Below are 16,367 nucleotides of genomic sequence, written 5' to 3' on the forward strand. Positions count from 1 at the left end.
CGCTGAAATTCTTCGTCAAATCGTCACCATGGTGGTCGAGATCGGCCCTCTGCTACCGGTGGCCCCCTGCCGCCGGCGCTCGGGTCGCGCTATGGTTGCCGGCCTGCAGAAACGCAGATTCGGGAGTGGAATATGACTGTCTATGCGGGTCCGGTCTTCGAGATGGCCACCAATCAGTTCAACGTGATCGCCGACCATCTTGGCATCCCAGCCGACGAGCGGGACCGGCTTCTCTTGCCGAAGCGGGCGATCACCGTCTCGTGTCCGATCCACAAGGATGACGGCACGATCGCGGTCTATGAAGGCTACCGGGTCCAGCACCTCCTGACCATGGGACCGACCAAGGGCGGCACGCGCTTTGCTCCCACCGTCGACATCGGCGAGGTGGCGGCGCTGGCGATCTGGATGAGCTGGAAGTGCGCCCTCGTCGGGTTGCCTTATGGCGGCGCCAAGGGCGGCGTCAACGTCGATCTGTCCAAGCTGTCCCGGCGCGAGCTCGAATCGCTGTCCCGCCGCTACATGCAGGAGATGATCCCCTTCGTCGGGCCGCACACCGACGTGATGGCGCCCGACATGGGCACAAACGAGCAGGTGATGGCGTGGTTCATGGACACGTATTCCATGTACCAGGGGCAGACGGTGATGGAGATCGTGACCGGCAAGCCGGTGTTCTCCGGCGGCACCTTGGGTCGCCGCGAGGCGACCGGCCGCGGCGTCGCCCATGTGTCGAGGCGGGTGATGGATGAGCTGGGCATCGACCCGACCAAGTCCACCGCGGTCGTGCAGGGCTTTGGCAATGTCGGCTCCTATGCCGCGCTCGGCTTCCACCAGATGGGCATGAAGGTGATTGCGGTCAGCGATCACACCGGCGCCCTCCATGATCCGCGCGGTCTCGACATCCCGGCCTTGATGGCGCACGCCGCCAGGCACGGCAGCATTGCCGGCTTCTCCACCGAGCTCGCCTTCGATCCGCGGGAGATCCTGACCCTGGCCTGCGACATCCTCGTGCCGGCGGCTGTCGAGCGCGTGATCGACGCCAAGGTGGCGGCGAACCTGAAATGCCGCGTCATTGCGGAAGCCGCCAATGGCCCGACCACGCCGGATGCCGATCTGGTGCTCGACCAGCGCCGCAACGAGATCTTCCTCATTCCCGACATTCTCTGCAATTCCGGCGGCGTCATCGTCAGCTATTTCGAATGGGTGCAGGATCTGCAGCAGCTGTTCTGGGAGGAAGAGGAGGTAATGCGCAGGGAGTACCAGATCCTCGACCGTGCCTTCGAGCGCATGCTGACGCGCGGCAAGGCCGACGGCATCTCCCACCGGACCGCGGCGATGGCGATCGGAGTGGAGAAGGTGCGCGCCGCCAAGAACTCGCGAGGGCTGTTTCCGTGATCACCGGGCTCGACCACGTCGTCGTCCTGCTGCAGGACGTCCAGGCCGGCAGCGCCGCGTTCGAGACGCTGCTGGCGCGCAAGCCGTCCTGGCAGAATTCGGGCGAGGGCGCCGATCGCGTCCTGTTCACGCTCGACAATATGAGCCTGGAGCTGATGGCCCCGATGGGCCAGAGCGTGGCGGCCGACCGCATCCGCAACGTCATCAAGATCTGGGGCGAGGGGCTCGCCAGCATCTGCTTTGCCACCAACGACATCGCCAAGATGCATCGCAGATTGGAGCGCGTGGCGCTGAAGCCGGACCCGATCACCGAGGTCGAGAACACCGATCGCGTCTCGGGCCAGACGCTGCATTGGAAGCGCACCCGCGCCATGACCGATCTCACGCGTGGCGTGCGCATGTTCTTCCTCGAGCTTGCCGAGCCGCGCCCGCCGTCCGCCAAGACCGCCGATACGGCCGTGCTCGGCCTCGACCATATCGTGATCTCGACCGAGGATCCCGAACGCGCCGCCGCGCTCTACGGCGCGCGGCTCGGGCTCGACATGGCGCTCGACCGCAGCCATCAGGAATGGGGGCAGTTGATGTTCTTCCGCTGCGGCGACCTGATCGTCGAGGTGGTGAAGCGGCCGGTCGCCGGCAACGACAAGGCCCATGACAAGCTGTGGGGCCTGAGCTGGCGTGTCGCCGACATCGAGGCGACGCGCGCGCGGCTGCTCGCCGCCGGCCTGCAGGTCTCCGAGCCGCGCGCCGGCCGCAAGCCGGGCACGCGGGTGATGAGCCTCTACAGCGGCACCTGCGGCATCCACACGCTGATTTTGGAGAAGACGCCGCGCGCGGCGGCGTGAGGTCGAAGCCGAGCCGACGGATGCCCAGGCGATCGACTATCAAGCCCATGTGAACGCGCTGGATGCTGCACGGAGTGCTGGTGTGAGTCACTTCGTCCTGCTGTCCGCCATCTGCGTGCAGAAGCCGCTGCTGGCGTTCCAGAAGGCCAAGCTGGCGTTCGAAGCGCATCTGCTGGAGCAGGGGCTGACCTACTCGATCGTCCGCCCGACCGTTGAGTCCCGTCTGTCTCCCCGTCATTGCGAGGAGCGAAGCGACGAAGCAATCCAGAGTCGCGTGCGCGGCCCTGGATTGCTTCGCTTCGCTCGCAATGACGATGGTGAGAGTTGTGTCGGGGCGGTGAGACATGAGTTCACCATCTCGCGGCGCGTTTTCGCGTCCGAGCTTTGCTGATCGTCCTGCCCTCCTTGGGAAGAGGGCACGGGGAATGCCGGGCGCTGGCCGCACCCATGGCCCGCCTGCGGAAAAAATGCAGGCGGCAGGAACCACAGGTTCAGCCGAGAACACCCGGCATTCCCCGCGCGATGGTTTTCACGGCTGCTTCGCGTTCTCCCCGGTGCGCCGGGCTTTCTGGCCACCGTTGCCCGCGCGACGCGTGAGCGCCAACGCAGGCGTAATACCAGCATCGGGGTATCAGGACCACGCGACTTGACCGTGCGCATCGCTGCCGTTCGTCGGCGCAGGGATCACCCACGCTGCAGCACCAACACGCCCACCGCATCCCGCACTCGACGTTCGTGACGACCGCGAAGCGCCCCTCTTGTGAGGCGGGACGGGAGAACGTATACATCAATTCTGAAAAAAAGAAAGAGATTTTTTCGAGGAGTGGGTGTCGGCCGGAGCGGGCGAGTATCGCCTTCTTTATGTAGCCGGTCAGACTTTCCGACAGCAGCGCGTAGGGCGGATGAGCGAAGCGTAATCCGCCGCGCCGGCAGCAGTGAACATGCATGTCACAAGGCGTCGCTTGAGCGCTGGTTGTGACCGGCGAGGAGATATCGCTGATGAAATGCGGGTCTTTCGACAGCATCCGGCCGTGTCAGCGGCGGATTACGCTTCGCTCATCCGCCCTACAAATCACAGACTGAGGTGCTCCGGTCACTCCGCACAACGTGATCCTCGCCTCAGCCGACCACGCAAGGCACGTTCATGAATCCCCGAAACCGCACCCGTCCGCCGCGCACCGGGGCGCCGTCGAGCTGATAGTTCGGAAACCGCGCCAGAAACCGCGAGATCGCCACCGCGCCCTCCAGCCTTGCCAGCGCCATCCCTGCGCATTGATGGGCGCCGGTGCCGAAGGCGAGGTGGCGGTTGGCGAGGCGGGTGATGTCGAAGCGTTCGGGATCGTCGAACTGGGCGGGATCGCGGTTGGCAGCGCCGATGCACAGCGTAACGGAGGTGCCGGGCTCGAGCGTGATGTCGCCGAGCGTGACCGGCTCGGTGGTCATGCGGTTGCCGAGCTGGTTGGAGCTCTCGTAGCGCAGGATTTCCTCGACGGCGGTGCGGATCAGGTTGGGGGCCTCGATCAGCCTCTCGCGCTCGGCCGGATGCTGGCACAGCAGGACGAGGCCGTTGCCGATCAGATTGGTGGTGGTCTCGTGTCCGGCATTGAGCAGGAAGATGCAATTGTGCAGGAGCTCCTTTTCGCTCAGCCGCTCGCCGTCGGCCTCGCCCTGGATCAGGCGCGTCAGCACGTCGCGCTCCGGATTGCCGGGTGCCGCGCGGCGGCGTGCGACCAGCGTTTCCAGATAGGCGAGGAAATCGCCGACCGCCTGGTTGCCGCGGGCAAGCTGCTCGCGCGTCAGCACCGGCTCCAGCGCGCCGAGGATGGCAAGCGACCAGTCGCGCAAGGGGCCGCGCTCCTCGTGCGGCACGCCGAGCAGGTTGCCGATGACCTCGATCGGGATCGCCGCGGCGAAATCCTCGATCAGCTCGAATCTGTCCTTCGCTGCAATCCGGTCCAGGAGCCCATCGACGAGCGCAATCAGAGCGGGCTCCATCTCGGCGATCGCCCGCGGCGACAGCGCGCCCATGATCAGGCGGCGCACCCGCGTGTGCGCCGGGGGATCGTTGAACACGAGGCTCGTCGTGTGATGCTCGTAGAGCAGCGTGTCGCCATATTTCGGCGCGAACTCGCGCTTCTTGTCGGACGAGAACGTCTTCGTCGCCTTGTAGGCGGTGACGAGATCGTCGTAGCGGGTGAGGAAATAGGAGCCGCTGCGGAGGCGCTTGACCGGCGCATGCTGGCGCAGCGCGCGGTAGGTCGGGTAGGGATCGGCGTAGAACTCAGGCGTCAGGCGCTCGAGATCGAACTGGCTGGCGAGCGCTGCGTCGTCGGTCATCGATCGTCCTCCCGGCCGAGTCTCGTTTGTTGCTGCGACCGTCGCACGGCCGGCAGTAGAAGAAAATGCGCCACCCGGCAGTGCCGGGCACCGAGGGCAGGATCGGACCGCCCGCCCTGCCGCAGATCCGCCGCTTTCAGAGGTATAGAATTGCCTTTGGCGACGGTGAAATCCCGCCAGCGATTTCAGGGACTTGGCCGCCAAACCCTGCTGCGCCGCGGCATCTTTCTTGACATAGATCAAGTGAGTATTTACTCACGGCCGATGTCCACTTTGCGCATGACAAGCGATCTCCGCAGGCAGCTGATCCTCGGTGCAGCCAAGCGCTGCTTCGCGCGTCATGGCTATGCCGGCACCACGACCAAGAGCGTGGCTGCCGCGGCGGCGATCTCGGAAGCGCTGCTGTTCAAGCATTTCTCCTCCAAGGCGGCGCTGTATGCGGAGATCCTCACCGAGGAGTGCGAGACCGATCCGGATTTCGAGGTGCTGCTCAGCCAGGAACCTTCGACCGCGACGCTGGTCATGCTGATGGCCGGGATGGTCCGGCATTTCCTCGGCATTGCCGACGGCCCCAATGAGGAAGAAGAGCAGCGGCTGCGGCTGATGGCATCGAGCCATCTCGATGATGGCGAATTCGCAAGGCTGCTGTATGCGAAGATCGATGATCTGATCGGCGCCAAGTTCGTTGACTCGCTGGTGACAGCCGTTGCCTCCGGCGACGCCGTGCGCTTAGTGGCCGCGCCCCGCGACCTGTTCTGGTTCGCGCATCACACCGTGTTGATGGCGGCATTGACGCGGCTTCCATCCGTTCCATGTGTGCCGTATGGAACTGCGGCGAGCCTGGAGCGCCAGCTCAGCGAATTCATCCTGCGCGGCATCGGACTGACCGACGCCGCCATTGCGTGCTACCTCGATCACGAATTGTCGCAACCTCCGGCCCGGCCGGCGACGGCAGAAAGTGCATGACATGAACATTGCGACCGAACCCAAGCTCTCCGGAAAGCCGGTCGACGACAAGCCGCGCAAGCGCACCCGCCCGGTGCTGTGGTTCATCGTGATCGGCGGCCTGCTCGCGGCGCTGGTCGGCGGCCTCGTGTGGTTCAACATGTTCCGCGACAAGATGATCGCGCAGTTCTTCGCCAACATGAAGCCGCCGCCGATCAGCGTCACCGTCGCGACCGCGAGCCCGGAGACCGTGCCGAACCTGCTGACGGCCGTCGGCGATCTCGCCGCCGTGCACCAAGTCAACGTGACCTCGGACGTCAGCGGCCGCATCACCGACATCATGTTCACGCCGGGCTCCACGGTGAAGCAGGGCGCGCCGCTGGTGCAGCTCTATGACGCGCCGGATCAGGGCGATCTCGCCAACTACAAGGCCCAGGTGACCGTGGCGCAATTGTCGCTCGATCGCGCCAAGCAGCTGGCGTCGCGCCAGTTCGGGCCGCAGGCGACCGTCGACCAGGCCCAGGCCGCCTACGACCAGGCGCAGGCCGGCATCGCCAAGACCGAGGCGCTGATCGCGCAGAAGCTGGTGCGCGCGCCGTTCGACGGCGATCTCGGCGTCCGCAAGGTCGAGGTCGGCCAGTATCTCAGCGCCGGCACGCAGATCGTGTCGCTGACCGATCTGTCGGAGCTGTGGGTGAACTTCACCGTGACGGAGAAGGACAGCGGCCAGCTCAAGGTCGGCCAGACCGTCCGCATCGGCGTCGATGCCTATCCGGGCCGGACCTTCGAAGGCAAGATCACCACGATCGAGCCGCAGATCGCGACCGACACGCGCAACATCCGCGTGCAGGCGACGATCGCCAATCCGGAGCGCATCCTGAAGCCGGGCATGTTCGCCACCGCCACCGTGGTGCTGCCGGAGAAGCCGCCGGTGCTGACGGTGCCGGAGACCGCGGTCGACTACACGCTCTATGGCGACTCGGTGTTCGTGATCAACGAGAAGAAGACCGACGACGGCAAGACCGCGCTGACGGCCGACCGGATCTATGTGCAGACCGGAGATCGCATCAATGGCCGCGCGGTGATCCTGAAGGGCCTGAAGGAGGGCGATCGCGTCGTCGCCGTCGGCCAGCTCAAGATCCAGTCCGGCGCTGCCGTCGCGATCTCGACCGATCCGCCGCCGCCGGTGCCGGCGAAGCCGCCGCGCTACTGAGCGAGCCTCTGAGCCAATGTCGGGCCGCCGCCATGAGGCGGCCCGCCCGCACCTCACCCGCCTCCTGCTGACGAGATTGCCGCGATGCGTTTCACCGATATCTTCATCAAGCGCCCGGTGCTGTCGGTCGTCGTCAGCCTGCTCATCCTGCTGCTCGGCCTGCGCGCGGCGTTCGAGCTGCCGATCCGGCAATATCCGAAGCTGTCCAACACGGTCGTCAACGTCACGACCGTCTATCCCGGCGCCTCCGCCGACCTCATCCAGGGCTTCATCACGACGCCGCTGGAGCAGGCGGTCGCGTCCGCCGAGGGCGTCGACTACATCACCTCGTCCTCGGTGCAGGGCACCAGCACGATCCAGGTCTTCATCAAGCTCAACTTCGATCCGAACCAGGCGCTCACCGAGGTGCTCGCCAAGGTCAACTCGGTCCGCTACCTCATCCCGAAGGAATCCAACGATCCGATCGTGACCAAGACCACGGGGCAGACGACGTCGGTGATGTATCTCGGCTTCTCCAGCGAGGAGCTGTCGGGATCGGCGATCTCGGACTATCTGACGCGCGTGGTGCAGCCGGTGCTGTCGACGGTCGACGGCGTCGCTGCGGCCAACATTCTGGGCGGCCAGACCTTCGCGATGCGGATCTGGCTGAACCCCGAGAAGATGGCCGGCCGCAACGTGTCGCCGACGGATGTCGCGGCGGCGATCGCGGCCAACAACTTCCAGTCCGCGGCCGGCCAGGCCAAGGGCTACTTCATCGTTTCCAACATCACGACGAATACCGGCCTGACCGACGTCAACCAGTTCAAGCGGATGATCGTCAAGGCCAAGGACGGCGGCTTCGTCCGCATGGAGGACATCGCCACCGTCGAGCTCGCGGCGCAGAGCACCGATGCCAGTGTCGCCTTCAGCGGCGAGCGCGCGATCTTCATCGGCGTCGACGCGACGCCGCAGGGCAACCCGCTCAACATCGTCAAGGGTGTGCGCGCGCTGTTCCCCGACCTCGAGCGCAACCTGCCGCCATCGATGAAGATGAAGGTGGCCTATGATTCCACCAAGTTCATCCAGTCCTCGATCGACGAGGTCGAGCATACGCTCGGCGAAGCCGTCCTGATCGTCATCGTCGTCATCTTCCTGTTCCTGGCGTCGCTGCGCTCGGTCATCATCCCGGTGGTGACGATCCCGCTGTCGCTGATCGGCGTCTGCACGATGATGCTCGCGTTCGGCTTCAGCATCAATCTGCTGACGCTGCTGGCGATGGTGCTGGCGATCGGCCTCGTCGTCGACGACGCCATCGTCGTGGTGGAGAACATCCACCGCCATCTGGAGGAGGGCAAGGCGCCGGTCCAGGCTGCCCTGCAGGGCGCGCGCGAGATCGTCGGTCCGGTCATCTCGATGACCATCACGCTGGCGGCGGTGTATGCGCCGATCGGCTTCCTCGGCGGTCTGACCGGCTCGCTGTTCCGTGAGTTCGCCTTCACGCTCGCCGGCTCCGTCATCGTGTCGGGAGTCATTGCTTTGACGCTGTCGCCGATGATGTGCTCGGTGCTGCTGAAGAGCGCCGATGAGGGCCGCTTCGCGCGCCTCGTCAACCGGGTGTTCGGCGCGATGACGCGCTGGTACGGCCGCCGGCTCGACCGCTCGCTCGACTACCGGCCGGTGACCGCGCTGTTCGCGCTGACGATCCTCGGCCTGGTCGGCTTCCTCTACATGCACACCTCGAAGGAGCTGGCGCCGGAGGAGGATCAGGGCATCGTGTTCTCGATCACCAAGGCGCCGAAATACGCCAACATCGACTACATCAACTTCTACACCGACAAGGTCGACAAGGCGTTCGCGAAGTTCCCCGAGACCGACCTTCGCTTCGTTCTGAACGGCATCCTCGGCCCGCAGGGCGGCTTTGCCGGCATGCTGCTCAAGCCCTGGGACGAGCGCACGCGCTCCTCGATCAAGCTGAAGCCGCTGGTGCAGGCGGAGCTGTCGAAGATCGAGGGCATCAACGCCTTCGCCTTCAACCTGCCGGCGCTGCCGGGCGGCCCCGGCGGTCTGCCGGTGCAGATGGTGATCAGCTCGACCAGCGGCTTCCAGGCGGTCTATGAGCAGATGGCCAAGCTGAAGGACGCCGCGCGCAAGAGCGGAATGTTCATCGTCTCCGACAGCGACCTCGAGTTCAACCAGCCGGTGGTCAAGGTCTGGATCAATCGCAGCAAGGCGAGCGATCTCGGCATCACCATGCAGTCGATCGGCAACACGCTCGCGGTGCTGCTCGGCGGCAACTACATCAACCGCTTCAACCTCGAAGGCCGCTCCTATCAGGTGATCCCGCAGGTGCCGCGCGACAAGCGGCTGTCGCCGGAATCGCTGTCGGGCTACTATGTCGCGACCGCCGCCGGCCAGCAGGTGCCGCTGTCGACGGTGGTCAACATCGAGACCGCGACCGACCCGAACTCGCTGACGCATTTCAACCAGCTCAACTCGGCGACCTTCTCCGCCGTGCCGATGCCCGGCGTCACGGTCGGGCAGGCGGTCGACTTCCTGGAGAAGCAGGCCAAGAACCTGCCGTCCGGCTTCAGCCACGATTATCTCGCCGACGCCCGTCAATACGTCCAGGAAGGCAACCAGCTCGCCATCACCTTCGGCTTCGCGCTGATCATCATCTTCCTGGTGCTGGCGGCGCAGTTCGAGAGCCTGCGCGATCCGTTCGTGATCATGATCAGCGTGCCCATGGCGATCGTCGGCGCCTTGATCCCGCTGTTCTTCGGCCTCGCGACCATGAACATCTACACCCAGGTCGGCCTGCTGACGCTGGTCGGCCTGATCACCAAGCACGGCATCCTGATGGTGGAGTTCGCCAACGAGCTGCAGCTCAACGAGGGGATGGACCGCCGCACCGCCATCGAGACGTCCGCGCGCATCCGTCTGCGGCCGATCCTGATGACGACGGCGGCGATGGTCACCGGCTTGATCCCGCTCTTGACCGCGACCGGTGCCGGCGCCGCCAGCCGCTTCTCGATCGGCCTCGTCGTCGTCGCCGGCATGTCGATCGGCACTTTGTTCACGCTGTTCGTGCTGCCGGCCGTCTACACCGTCATCGCCACCGACCACCAGGCCGCCGCCAAGTCGCAGCGCGCCCGGCAGATCGCCCAGTTCGACGCCGAGACCGACCACGCGCTGAAGGTGACGTGAGCGGGCGCTCTGGTCTCACGACATCAACGGCGGCTGCATCGGCAGCCGCCGTTTTGTTTGGGGCGGTCTCTCGACGCCCCCCGCTGTCGTCCCGGCGAACGCCGGGACCCATAGCCACCGGCGGTCGTTGTTGTGCGAGAGGGTCACTCCGCGCGTGCCTCAAACCACGGCCTGTGGCTATGGGTCCCGGCTCGAGGCCGGGACGACAGCGGAGGATGAAGCGCCGGCGATGGCCTACGGCTTGCTCCTAAGCGAGATGGCTCACTGCTCCTGCTGCGGATCGAGCGCGTCGCGCAGGCCGTCGCCGAGGAGGTTGAGCGACAGCACGACCAGGAAGATCGCAAGCCCCGGCCAGATCGCCATCCATGGCGCGTTGGTGAGGAAGCGCTGGGCGGCGTTGAGCATGCTGCCCCAGGACGGCGCCGGCGGCTGCTGGCCCAACCCCAGGAACGAGAGCGCGGCCTCGGCTATGATGGCGGCGGCGACCGATAAGGTCGCCTGCACCAGCAGCGCCGGCATGATGTTCGGCAGGATGTGCCTGACCGCGATCTGCAGGTCGGTGTCGCCGACGCTGCGGGCGGCCTCGACATACTCCTCGACCTTGACGCTCATCACCTCGCCGCGGGTCAGCCGGACGAAGATCGGCGTCGCCGAGACGCCGATCGCGATCATCGCATTGCCGAGGCTCGGCCCCAGGAACGCCGCCAGCGCGATCGCCAGAATCAGGAACGGGCAGGCCAGCATCGCGTCGGTGATGCGGCTGATCAGGGCATCGATGAAGCCGCCGCGATAGCCTGCGAGCATGCCGATGGGGACGCCGATCGCCAGCGCGATGGCGACGGAGATCGCTCCGGCCAGCAGCGAGGCCCGCGCGCCGTAGATGACGCGGGCCAGCACGTCGCGGCCGAGATCGTCGGTGCCGAACCAATGCGCCGCCGACGGGGCTTTGCGGACCAGCGCCCAGCTCGTCTTGAGGGGATCGTAGGGCGCCAACAGCGGCGCGAGCACGGCGAGCAGGATGACGACCGTGATCAGGCCGAGCCCGACCATGGCACCCTTGCGCTTGACGAGGCGACGCAGGGTGCGCTGCATCGGCCGTTCGAGCGGGGCGAGGGCGCGGGCTCCGTGCGGAGCTGACAGCGTCGTCTCGACCATGTCAGCTCCTCAGCCGCGGGTTGACGAGGACATAGGCGAGATCGGCGATCAGGTTCAGCATGATATACACGGTGGCGGTGACCAGCACGACACCCTGCACCACCGCGTAGTCGCGATTGAACACGGCATCGACGATCAGCTTGCCGAAGCCGGGGATCGAGAAGATCTGCTCGGTCAGCACCGCACCGGACAACAGCGTGCCGAGCTCGAGTGCGCCCAGCGTGATGACCGGCGTCAAGGCGTTGCGCAGCGCATGGCCGAGGATGACTTGGCGTTCGGAGATGCCCTTGGCACGTGCGGTGCGGATGTAGTCGCTGCTCAGAACCTGCAGCATCGCGCTGCGGGTGTGGCGCATCAGGATCGCGGCGATGGCATTGCCGAGCACGAAGGCCGGCATGATGGTGGCGGCGAGGCTGGCCCGCCAGTCCTCGGCGGGCGAGACGTAACCGGAGGCGGGGAGCCAGCCGAGCTGGATCGAGAACAGGAAGATCAGCATGATGCCGAGCCAGAAGTTCGGCGTCGAGATGCCCCACAGCGCAAACAAGTTTGCGGCATAGTCCCAGGCCGTCCCGCGCTTCACGGCGGAAATGATGCCGGCGGGAATGCCGATCAGGAACGCGATCACGATCGCCATCGACGCGAGCTGCAGGGTCACCGGCAGCTTTTGCAGGATGAGATCGCGCACCGGCATCTTGATGCGCAGCGACTCGCCGAAATCGCCCGAGAGCACGCCCTTGATCCAGTAGCCGTACTGAACGGGCAGCGGCTGGTCGAGGCGATACTGCTTGCGGATCTGCTCGATCACCGCCGGATCGCGCTCCTCGCCGGCCATCACCAGGGCGGGATCGCCGGGCAGGAGTTGCTGCAGCGAGAAGATGAGGATGGAGACGAAGATCAGCGTCGGGATGATCTGGCCGAGGCGGCGCGCGAGGAAGGTCAGCATGATCAGCTCTTCCTGCGGCGCTGAAGATGTCGGCCGTCGGATGCAGGTCGCGCCTCCTGCGTTCCCTCCCCCCTTGTGGGGGAGGGACAGGGAGGGGGGTGCCCCAAGCGGGATCGGAGTGCGTGGCACTCCCCACCCCAGTCCTCCCCCACAAGGGGGGAGGGAGCAGAGGGAGTTCGCCGCGTCGGCTGCGCGTCCCGGCGAACAGAGGCCACCTGACCGCTCATTTCAGCTTCAGCCCGACCACGCGCACCAGGCCGTCCGGCATCTGCTTGTAGCCTTCGAGCTTCTTGGTGTGCGCGATCAGGATACGGCGGTGATAGAGGTAGAGGATCGGCTCGTCCTCGATCTCGAGCTTCGTCAGCTTCTCGTAGAGCGCCTTGCGCTGGGCCATGTCGGTCACGAGCCGCGCGTCGCTGAGCGCCTTGTCGGCCTCGGCGTTGGCCCAGACGCTGTAGTTCTGCGGCGCGTTGCGGTGCAGGAACACGTAGCTGTTGCCGTCGGGATCGATGCGGCCGCTCCATGACAGCATGAAGGCCTGATAGTCGCCGGCCTCGGCCTGCTTCAGCGAGGTCGCCAACTCGGTGACCCGGATCTTCAGGTCAAAGCCGGCCTCGGCAGCCATCGACTGCACGACCTGGGCGGCGGCCTCGGTCTCGGCGCCCTTCGGCACCATGAAATCGACCGCGACAGGCGGCGTGACGCCGGCCTCCTTCAGCAGCGCCTTTGCCTTCTCGACATCGCGAGCACGGACAGGGAAGGCCTTCTGATAGTAGGGATGCGAGGGATTGACCCACTGGTTACCCGGCATGAACTCGCCGTTGAAGACGACTTGGTTGAGCGCCTCACGATCGATCGCGAGATCCAGCGCCTGCCGCACCTTGGCGGACTGGCTGAGCGGACCCTTGGCCTTGTCCTTGCCGATGTTGAGCGTGATGCCCTGATAGCCGAGCTCGATCGCCGTCGACAGCGCGAGCCTGGAATCGGCGCGCACGTCCTTGATGTCGGTGGCGAGCACGCGCTCGATCAGGTCGAGCGCGCCGGATTTCAGGTTCGCCAGCCGCACCGTGGCGTCGACGATCGGCTGGTAGACGATCCTGTCGATGAAGACGTTGTCCTTGTTCCAGTAGTCGGCGAACTTCTCGAATACGATCTTGTCCTGCTGGACACGTTCGACGAACTTGTACGGACCGGCGCACACCGGATGCAGGCCGAACTTGTCGCCGGCCTCTTTCGCGGCCTTCGGCGACACCATCATGCCGGCGCGGTCGGTGAGCTGGGCGATCAGCGGCGAGAATGGCGCCTTCAGGACGAGCTTGATCGTCAGGGGATCGACGACGTCGACATGATCGAGCGACGCCAGCTCGGGCTTGCGGAACGAGCCGGGGAAGGTGAGGTGGCGGTCGAGCGAGAATTTCGCGGCCTCAGCGTCGAACGGCTCGCCGTCGTGGAATTTCACGCCGGGCCGCAGCTTGATGATGACCTCCTTGCCGTCGGCCGAGGTCTCCTGCGACAGCGCCAGCTGCGGCACGATGTTCAGCTTCTCGTCGATGTCGAACAGCTTGTCGCAGGTCGCGGCGAAGACGATGCGGCCGACATAGGTGCGGGCCATGGTCGGATCGAGAACGTCGGGGTCCTCGGCAAGGCCGATGCGCAAGGTGGTCTGCGCCTGCGCGACCGGCCCCCAAGAGGCCACGACAACGGCCGCGACCGCGGCCAAGCACCAGTTCCTCATCATCCGATGTCCCTCACGCGAATGCAGCCTGCGTTGTTGCACTATCAATACCAACCCCGATCACGTGCCATGCTTCCGGCTTGGTCATGTCTGGTTCGCGAGCGCGGCGGCGATGCCGGCATCAATCGTGGCGCGATCCGTGATCCCTGCAGGATTGTCGCGCGTCGGCATGAACTGCCGGAACACGGCCCAATGCTTGCGGCTGACGCTCTCCAGTCGTTCGAGCTCTGCCAGCGGATCGGGGTGATCATCGACACGCAGATCGAGCTCGGACCATTCCTCCTTGCCGTGGACCAGAAGGGCGGCCGACTGTTTGCCGCGCTTGTCACCGCCGGCGGCCTCACCGGCCTTCATGGCCGCGATCAGACGCTCCGCGAAGGGCAGGGCGTGGCTGGCGAGAAAGGCGTTTGCGGTCTCGTTCAGCACCTGCGGGCCGGCCAGCATGTTGCCGGCAATTGAAAAGCCCCGGCCTTCGAGATGGCCGCACCAGTCGATGCAGTCGCGGCCGGTGTGGGCGGCAATCTGGCCGTTGCAATCGAGGATGTGGAGCTGGCGGCTCTCGCGGCCGGGATCGGCAGATGTCAGCAGTTGCACGATCTCGCGCGGATGCCGGCCGTCGCGCAGCAGCGTGACGCCGTCGATGCCGTAATAGGGATTGACCAGCGCCTGGGTGGCGATGCCGCCGTGGCCGGCGACGATGAAGGGCACGCGCGCGCCGACGGCGAAGAAGCGGGTGGCGACGGCGATGCCGATCTGGCCGGTGAGATCGTCCTTGGCAATGATCGACCAGGTCATCGTCGCGTCGCTCTCTTATCGTCCGGCCGCGTAACCCTGCATGCCCCGCGGATTGGCCGCGGCGCGGCGGCGGCGGCCCACGCGGGAGGCCGCGGTGAGGCGGCCCTCCGACCAGTCGGGGCCGACTTCGACCACATGGCCGCGGCGGCGCAGCTCCTCGACGGTCGCCTTGGGCACGCGGCCCTCGACCACGAGCACGCCGGGGCGCGCGGTGCGCGGCCAGAATGAGATCGGGAAATGCTCGGAGTGCCACGCCGGCGCGTCGATCGACTCTTGCAGGTTCGTGCCGGCATGGACGTGGCGCAGGAAGAACTGCGTGTTCCACTGGTCCTGCTGGTCGCCGCCGGGCGAGCCCCAGGCGACGTAGGGTTCGCCGTCGCGCAGCGCCATGGTCGGCGACAGCGTGGTGCGCGGACGCTTGCCCGGCACCAGCGCGGCCGGATGATCCTCCTCCAGCCAGAACATCTGCGCGCGCGTCCCCAGGCAGAAGCCGAGCTCGGGGATGACCGGCGATGATTGCAGCCAGCCGCCGGAGGGCGTCGCCGAGATCATGTTGCCTTGGGAATCGATGATGTCGAAATGCACGGTGTCGCCGCGCACCTCGCCGAAGCGGCCGACGGTCGGCTCGCCCGAGCCCATTGCGCCGACGGCCTCGCGGTGGCCTTGGGCCTCGCGCAGCTTCACCTTGGCGCCGTAGCCGTCGAGCGTGCCGGGACGCAGCTCGAGCGAGGCCTTGTCGGTGATCAGCTTGCGCCGCTCGTCGTTGTAGGCATCGGACAGCAGCGTGCCGATCGGGATGTCGGCAAACTTCGGATCGCCGTAGAATGCCTCGCGGTCAGCGAACGCAAGCTTCGCCGCTTCGATCTGCCAATGGATGAAGTCGGGTCCGGTCGGATCGAGGCCGTCGAGCGCAAAGCCCTTGAGCAGTGCGAGCTGCTGCAGCAGCACCGGGCCCTGGCTCCAGACGCCGGCCTTGCACACGGTGTAGCGGCCGTAGTCGTAGGTCAGCGGCGCCTCGATGGTCGGCTGCCAGCGCGCCATGTCGTCGGCCGTGAGCACGCCCTTATGGCGCGAACCCGAGACGTCCATCACTTCCTGCGTCCGGCAGAAGCGGTCGATCGCCTCGGCGACGAAGCCCTGCGACCAGGCCTTGCGCGCGCGCTCGATCTGCGCGTCGCGATCACCACCCGCGCTTTCGCCTTCGCTCAGGATGCGCGCGTAGGTTTCCGCAAGCTGTGGATTGGTGAACAGCGTGCCCGGCCTCGGCACCTCGCCATTGGGCAGATAGAGCGCGGCCGAGGTCGGCCAATGCGTCTTGAACAGTTGCTCGACGGTCTGGATCGTCGCGGAGACGCGCTCGACCAGCGGATAGCCGTCGCGCGCGTAGGAAATTGCCGGCTCCAGCACGTCGCGCAGCCGCATCGTGCCATAGTCGCGCAGCAGCAGCATCCAGGACTCGAAGGTGCCGGGCACGCAGGCCGCGAGCAGGCCGGTGCCGGGCACCATGTCGAGGCCCTCGCGCTTGTAGTGCGCAATGGTGGCGCCTGATGGCGCCGGGCCCTGGCCGCAGATGACCTCGGTGCGTCCGCGTCTGACGTCGTGCAGGATGATCGGCACGTCGCCGCCGGGACCGTTCAGATGCGGCTCCACCACCTGCAGGGTGAAGGCCGCCGCGACGCCGGCATCGAAGGCGTTGCCGCCGCGCTCCAGCATCGCCATGCCGACGGCGGTGGCCAGCCAGTGCGTCGAGGTGACGACGCCGAAGGTGCCGTCGATCTCGGGGCGGGTCGTGAAGGGATCGGGGTTGATGAAGCTCATTGCCGG

At 66.2% G+C, this 16,367-nt stretch carries 11 protein-coding genes and 1 pseudogene; 6 read left to right on the plus strand and 6 right to left on the minus strand.

All coding sequences use genetic code 11. The features are described from left to right. The first annotated feature begins 132 nt into the window (after nucleotides 1-132). The 3 genes and pseudogenes from QX132_RS17485 to QX132_RS17495 form a co-directional block, all read left to right on the plus strand. A complete protein-coding gene (locus tag QX132_RS17485) occupies nucleotides 133-1,392 on the plus strand; it encodes a Glu/Leu/Phe/Val dehydrogenase (RefSeq protein ID WP_315737188.1) in 1,260 nt (419 codons plus the stop codon). Next, entirely contained in the window at nucleotides 1,389-2,237 is an 849-nt protein-coding gene (locus QX132_RS17490) for a VOC family protein (RefSeq protein WP_315776415.1), read from the plus strand. The genes QX132_RS17485 and QX132_RS17490 overlap by 4 nt, the downstream gene beginning before the upstream one ends. A gap of 13 nt (nucleotides 2,238-2,250) precedes the next feature. Beyond that, nucleotides 2,251-2,448 (plus strand): annotated as a pseudogene (locus tag QX132_RS17495) (NAD(P)H-binding protein); the annotation flags it as partial. 908 nt (nucleotides 2,449-3,356) lie between these two features. On the opposite strand, the gene QX132_RS17500 reads toward QX132_RS17495, so the two are convergent. Beyond that, nucleotides 3,357-4,574 carry a cytochrome P450 gene (locus tag QX132_RS17500; protein ID WP_315779550.1) on the minus strand — a complete coding sequence of 406 codons (1,218 nt, stop codon included), beginning with the start codon at nucleotides 4,572-4,574 and terminating at the stop codon, nucleotides 3,357-3,359. Nucleotides 4,575-4,853: 279 nt separating this feature from the next. Here QX132_RS17500 and QX132_RS17505 point away from each other — a divergent pair, with 279 nt between their 5' ends. The 3 genes from QX132_RS17505 (at nucleotide 4,854) to QX132_RS17515 (ending at nucleotide 9,915) form a co-directional block, all read left to right on the plus strand. Next, nucleotides 4,854-5,540 (plus strand): helix-turn-helix domain-containing protein, encoded by a 687-nt coding sequence (locus tag QX132_RS17505; protein WP_316162296.1) that lies wholly within the window; start codon nucleotides 4,854-4,856, stop codon nucleotides 5,538-5,540. Nucleotide 5,541: 1 nt separating this feature from the next. Further along, nucleotides 5,542-6,732, plus strand: coding sequence for an efflux RND transporter periplasmic adaptor subunit (locus QX132_RS17510; RefSeq protein WP_315737192.1), 1,191 nt, complete (start codon nucleotides 5,542-5,544; stop codon nucleotides 6,730-6,732). 84 nt (nucleotides 6,733-6,816) lie between these two features. Next, the gene (locus QX132_RS17515) at nucleotides 6,817-9,915 is read left to right on the plus strand and encodes a MexW/MexI family multidrug efflux RND transporter permease subunit (protein WP_316162148.1); all 3,099 of its coding nucleotides are present in this window, start codon (nucleotides 6,817-6,819) and stop codon (nucleotides 9,913-9,915) included. 261 nt (nucleotides 9,916-10,176) lie between these two features. Here the strand turns inward: QX132_RS17515 and QX132_RS17520 are convergent, their stop codons facing one another. From QX132_RS17520 to QX132_RS17540, 5 genes are all read right to left on the minus strand, one after another. Next, nucleotides 10,177-11,007 (minus strand): ABC transporter permease, encoded by an 831-nt coding sequence (locus tag QX132_RS17520; RefSeq protein WP_316162297.1) that lies wholly within the window; start codon nucleotides 11,005-11,007, stop codon nucleotides 10,177-10,179. 64 nt (nucleotides 11,008-11,071) lie between these two features. After that, nucleotides 11,072-12,013 carry an ABC transporter permease gene (locus QX132_RS17525; protein WP_315776419.1) on the minus strand — a complete coding sequence of 314 codons (942 nt, stop codon included), beginning with the start codon at nucleotides 12,011-12,013 and terminating at the stop codon, nucleotides 11,072-11,074. A 223-nt stretch (nucleotides 12,014-12,236) separates the two neighbouring features. Beyond that, nucleotides 12,237-13,748, minus strand: coding sequence for an ABC transporter substrate-binding protein (locus QX132_RS17530; RefSeq protein ID WP_316162150.1), 1,512 nt, complete (start codon nucleotides 13,746-13,748; stop codon nucleotides 12,237-12,239). Nucleotides 13,749-13,832: 84 nt separating this feature from the next. Continuing rightward, nucleotides 13,833-14,543: a DUF1028 domain-containing protein gene (locus QX132_RS17535; RefSeq protein WP_316162152.1), complete on the minus strand. Its 711-nt coding sequence runs from the start codon at nucleotides 14,541-14,543 to the stop codon at nucleotides 13,833-13,835. 15 nt (nucleotides 14,544-14,558) lie between these two features. Then, nucleotides 14,559-16,361 (minus strand): gamma-glutamyltransferase family protein, encoded by a 1,803-nt coding sequence (locus QX132_RS17540; protein WP_316162154.1) that lies wholly within the window; start codon nucleotides 16,359-16,361, stop codon nucleotides 14,559-14,561. Between the last annotated feature and the right edge of the window lie 6 nt (nucleotides 16,362-16,367).

Origin of the sequence: Bradyrhizobium sp. SZCCHNRI20481, assembly GCF_032485055.1 — a bacterium.
Classification (GTDB): Bacteria; Pseudomonadota; Alphaproteobacteria; order Rhizobiales; family Xanthobacteraceae; genus Bradyrhizobium.

Bases quoted from the DNA above. Each gene is read 5' to 3' on its own strand.
- QX132_RS17540 (WP_316162154.1), bottom strand. From the start codon at position 16,361: ATGAGCTTCATCAACCCCGATCCCTTCACGACCCGCCCCGAGATCGAC.
- QX132_RS17510 (WP_315737192.1), top strand. From the start codon at position 5,542: ATGAACATTGCGACCGAACCCAAGCTCTCCGGAAAGCCGGTCGACGAC.
- QX132_RS17530 (WP_316162150.1), bottom strand. From the start codon at position 13,748: ATGAGGAACTGGTGCTTGGCCGCGGTCGCGGCCGTTGTCGTGGCCTCT.
- QX132_RS17500 (WP_315779550.1), bottom strand. From the start codon at position 4,574: ATGACCGACGACGCAGCGCTCGCCAGCCAGTTCGATCTCGAGCGCCTG.
- QX132_RS17505 (WP_316162296.1), top strand. From the start codon at position 4,854: ATGACAAGCGATCTCCGCAGGCAGCTGATCCTCGGTGCAGCCAAGCGC.
- QX132_RS17525 (WP_315776419.1), bottom strand. From the start codon at position 12,013: ATGCTGACCTTCCTCGCGCGCCGCCTCGGCCAGATCATCCCGACGCTG.
- QX132_RS17515 (WP_316162148.1), top strand. From the start codon at position 6,817: ATGCGTTTCACCGATATCTTCATCAAGCGCCCGGTGCTGTCGGTCGTC.
- QX132_RS17535 (WP_316162152.1), bottom strand. From the start codon at position 14,543: ATGACCTGGTCGATCATTGCCAAGGACGATCTCACCGGCCAGATCGGC.
- QX132_RS17485 (WP_315737188.1), top strand. From the start codon at position 133: ATGACTGTCTATGCGGGTCCGGTCTTCGAGATGGCCACCAATCAGTTC.
- QX132_RS17520 (WP_316162297.1), bottom strand. From the start codon at position 11,007: ATGCAGCGCACCCTGCGTCGCCTCGTCAAGCGCAAGGGTGCCATGGTC.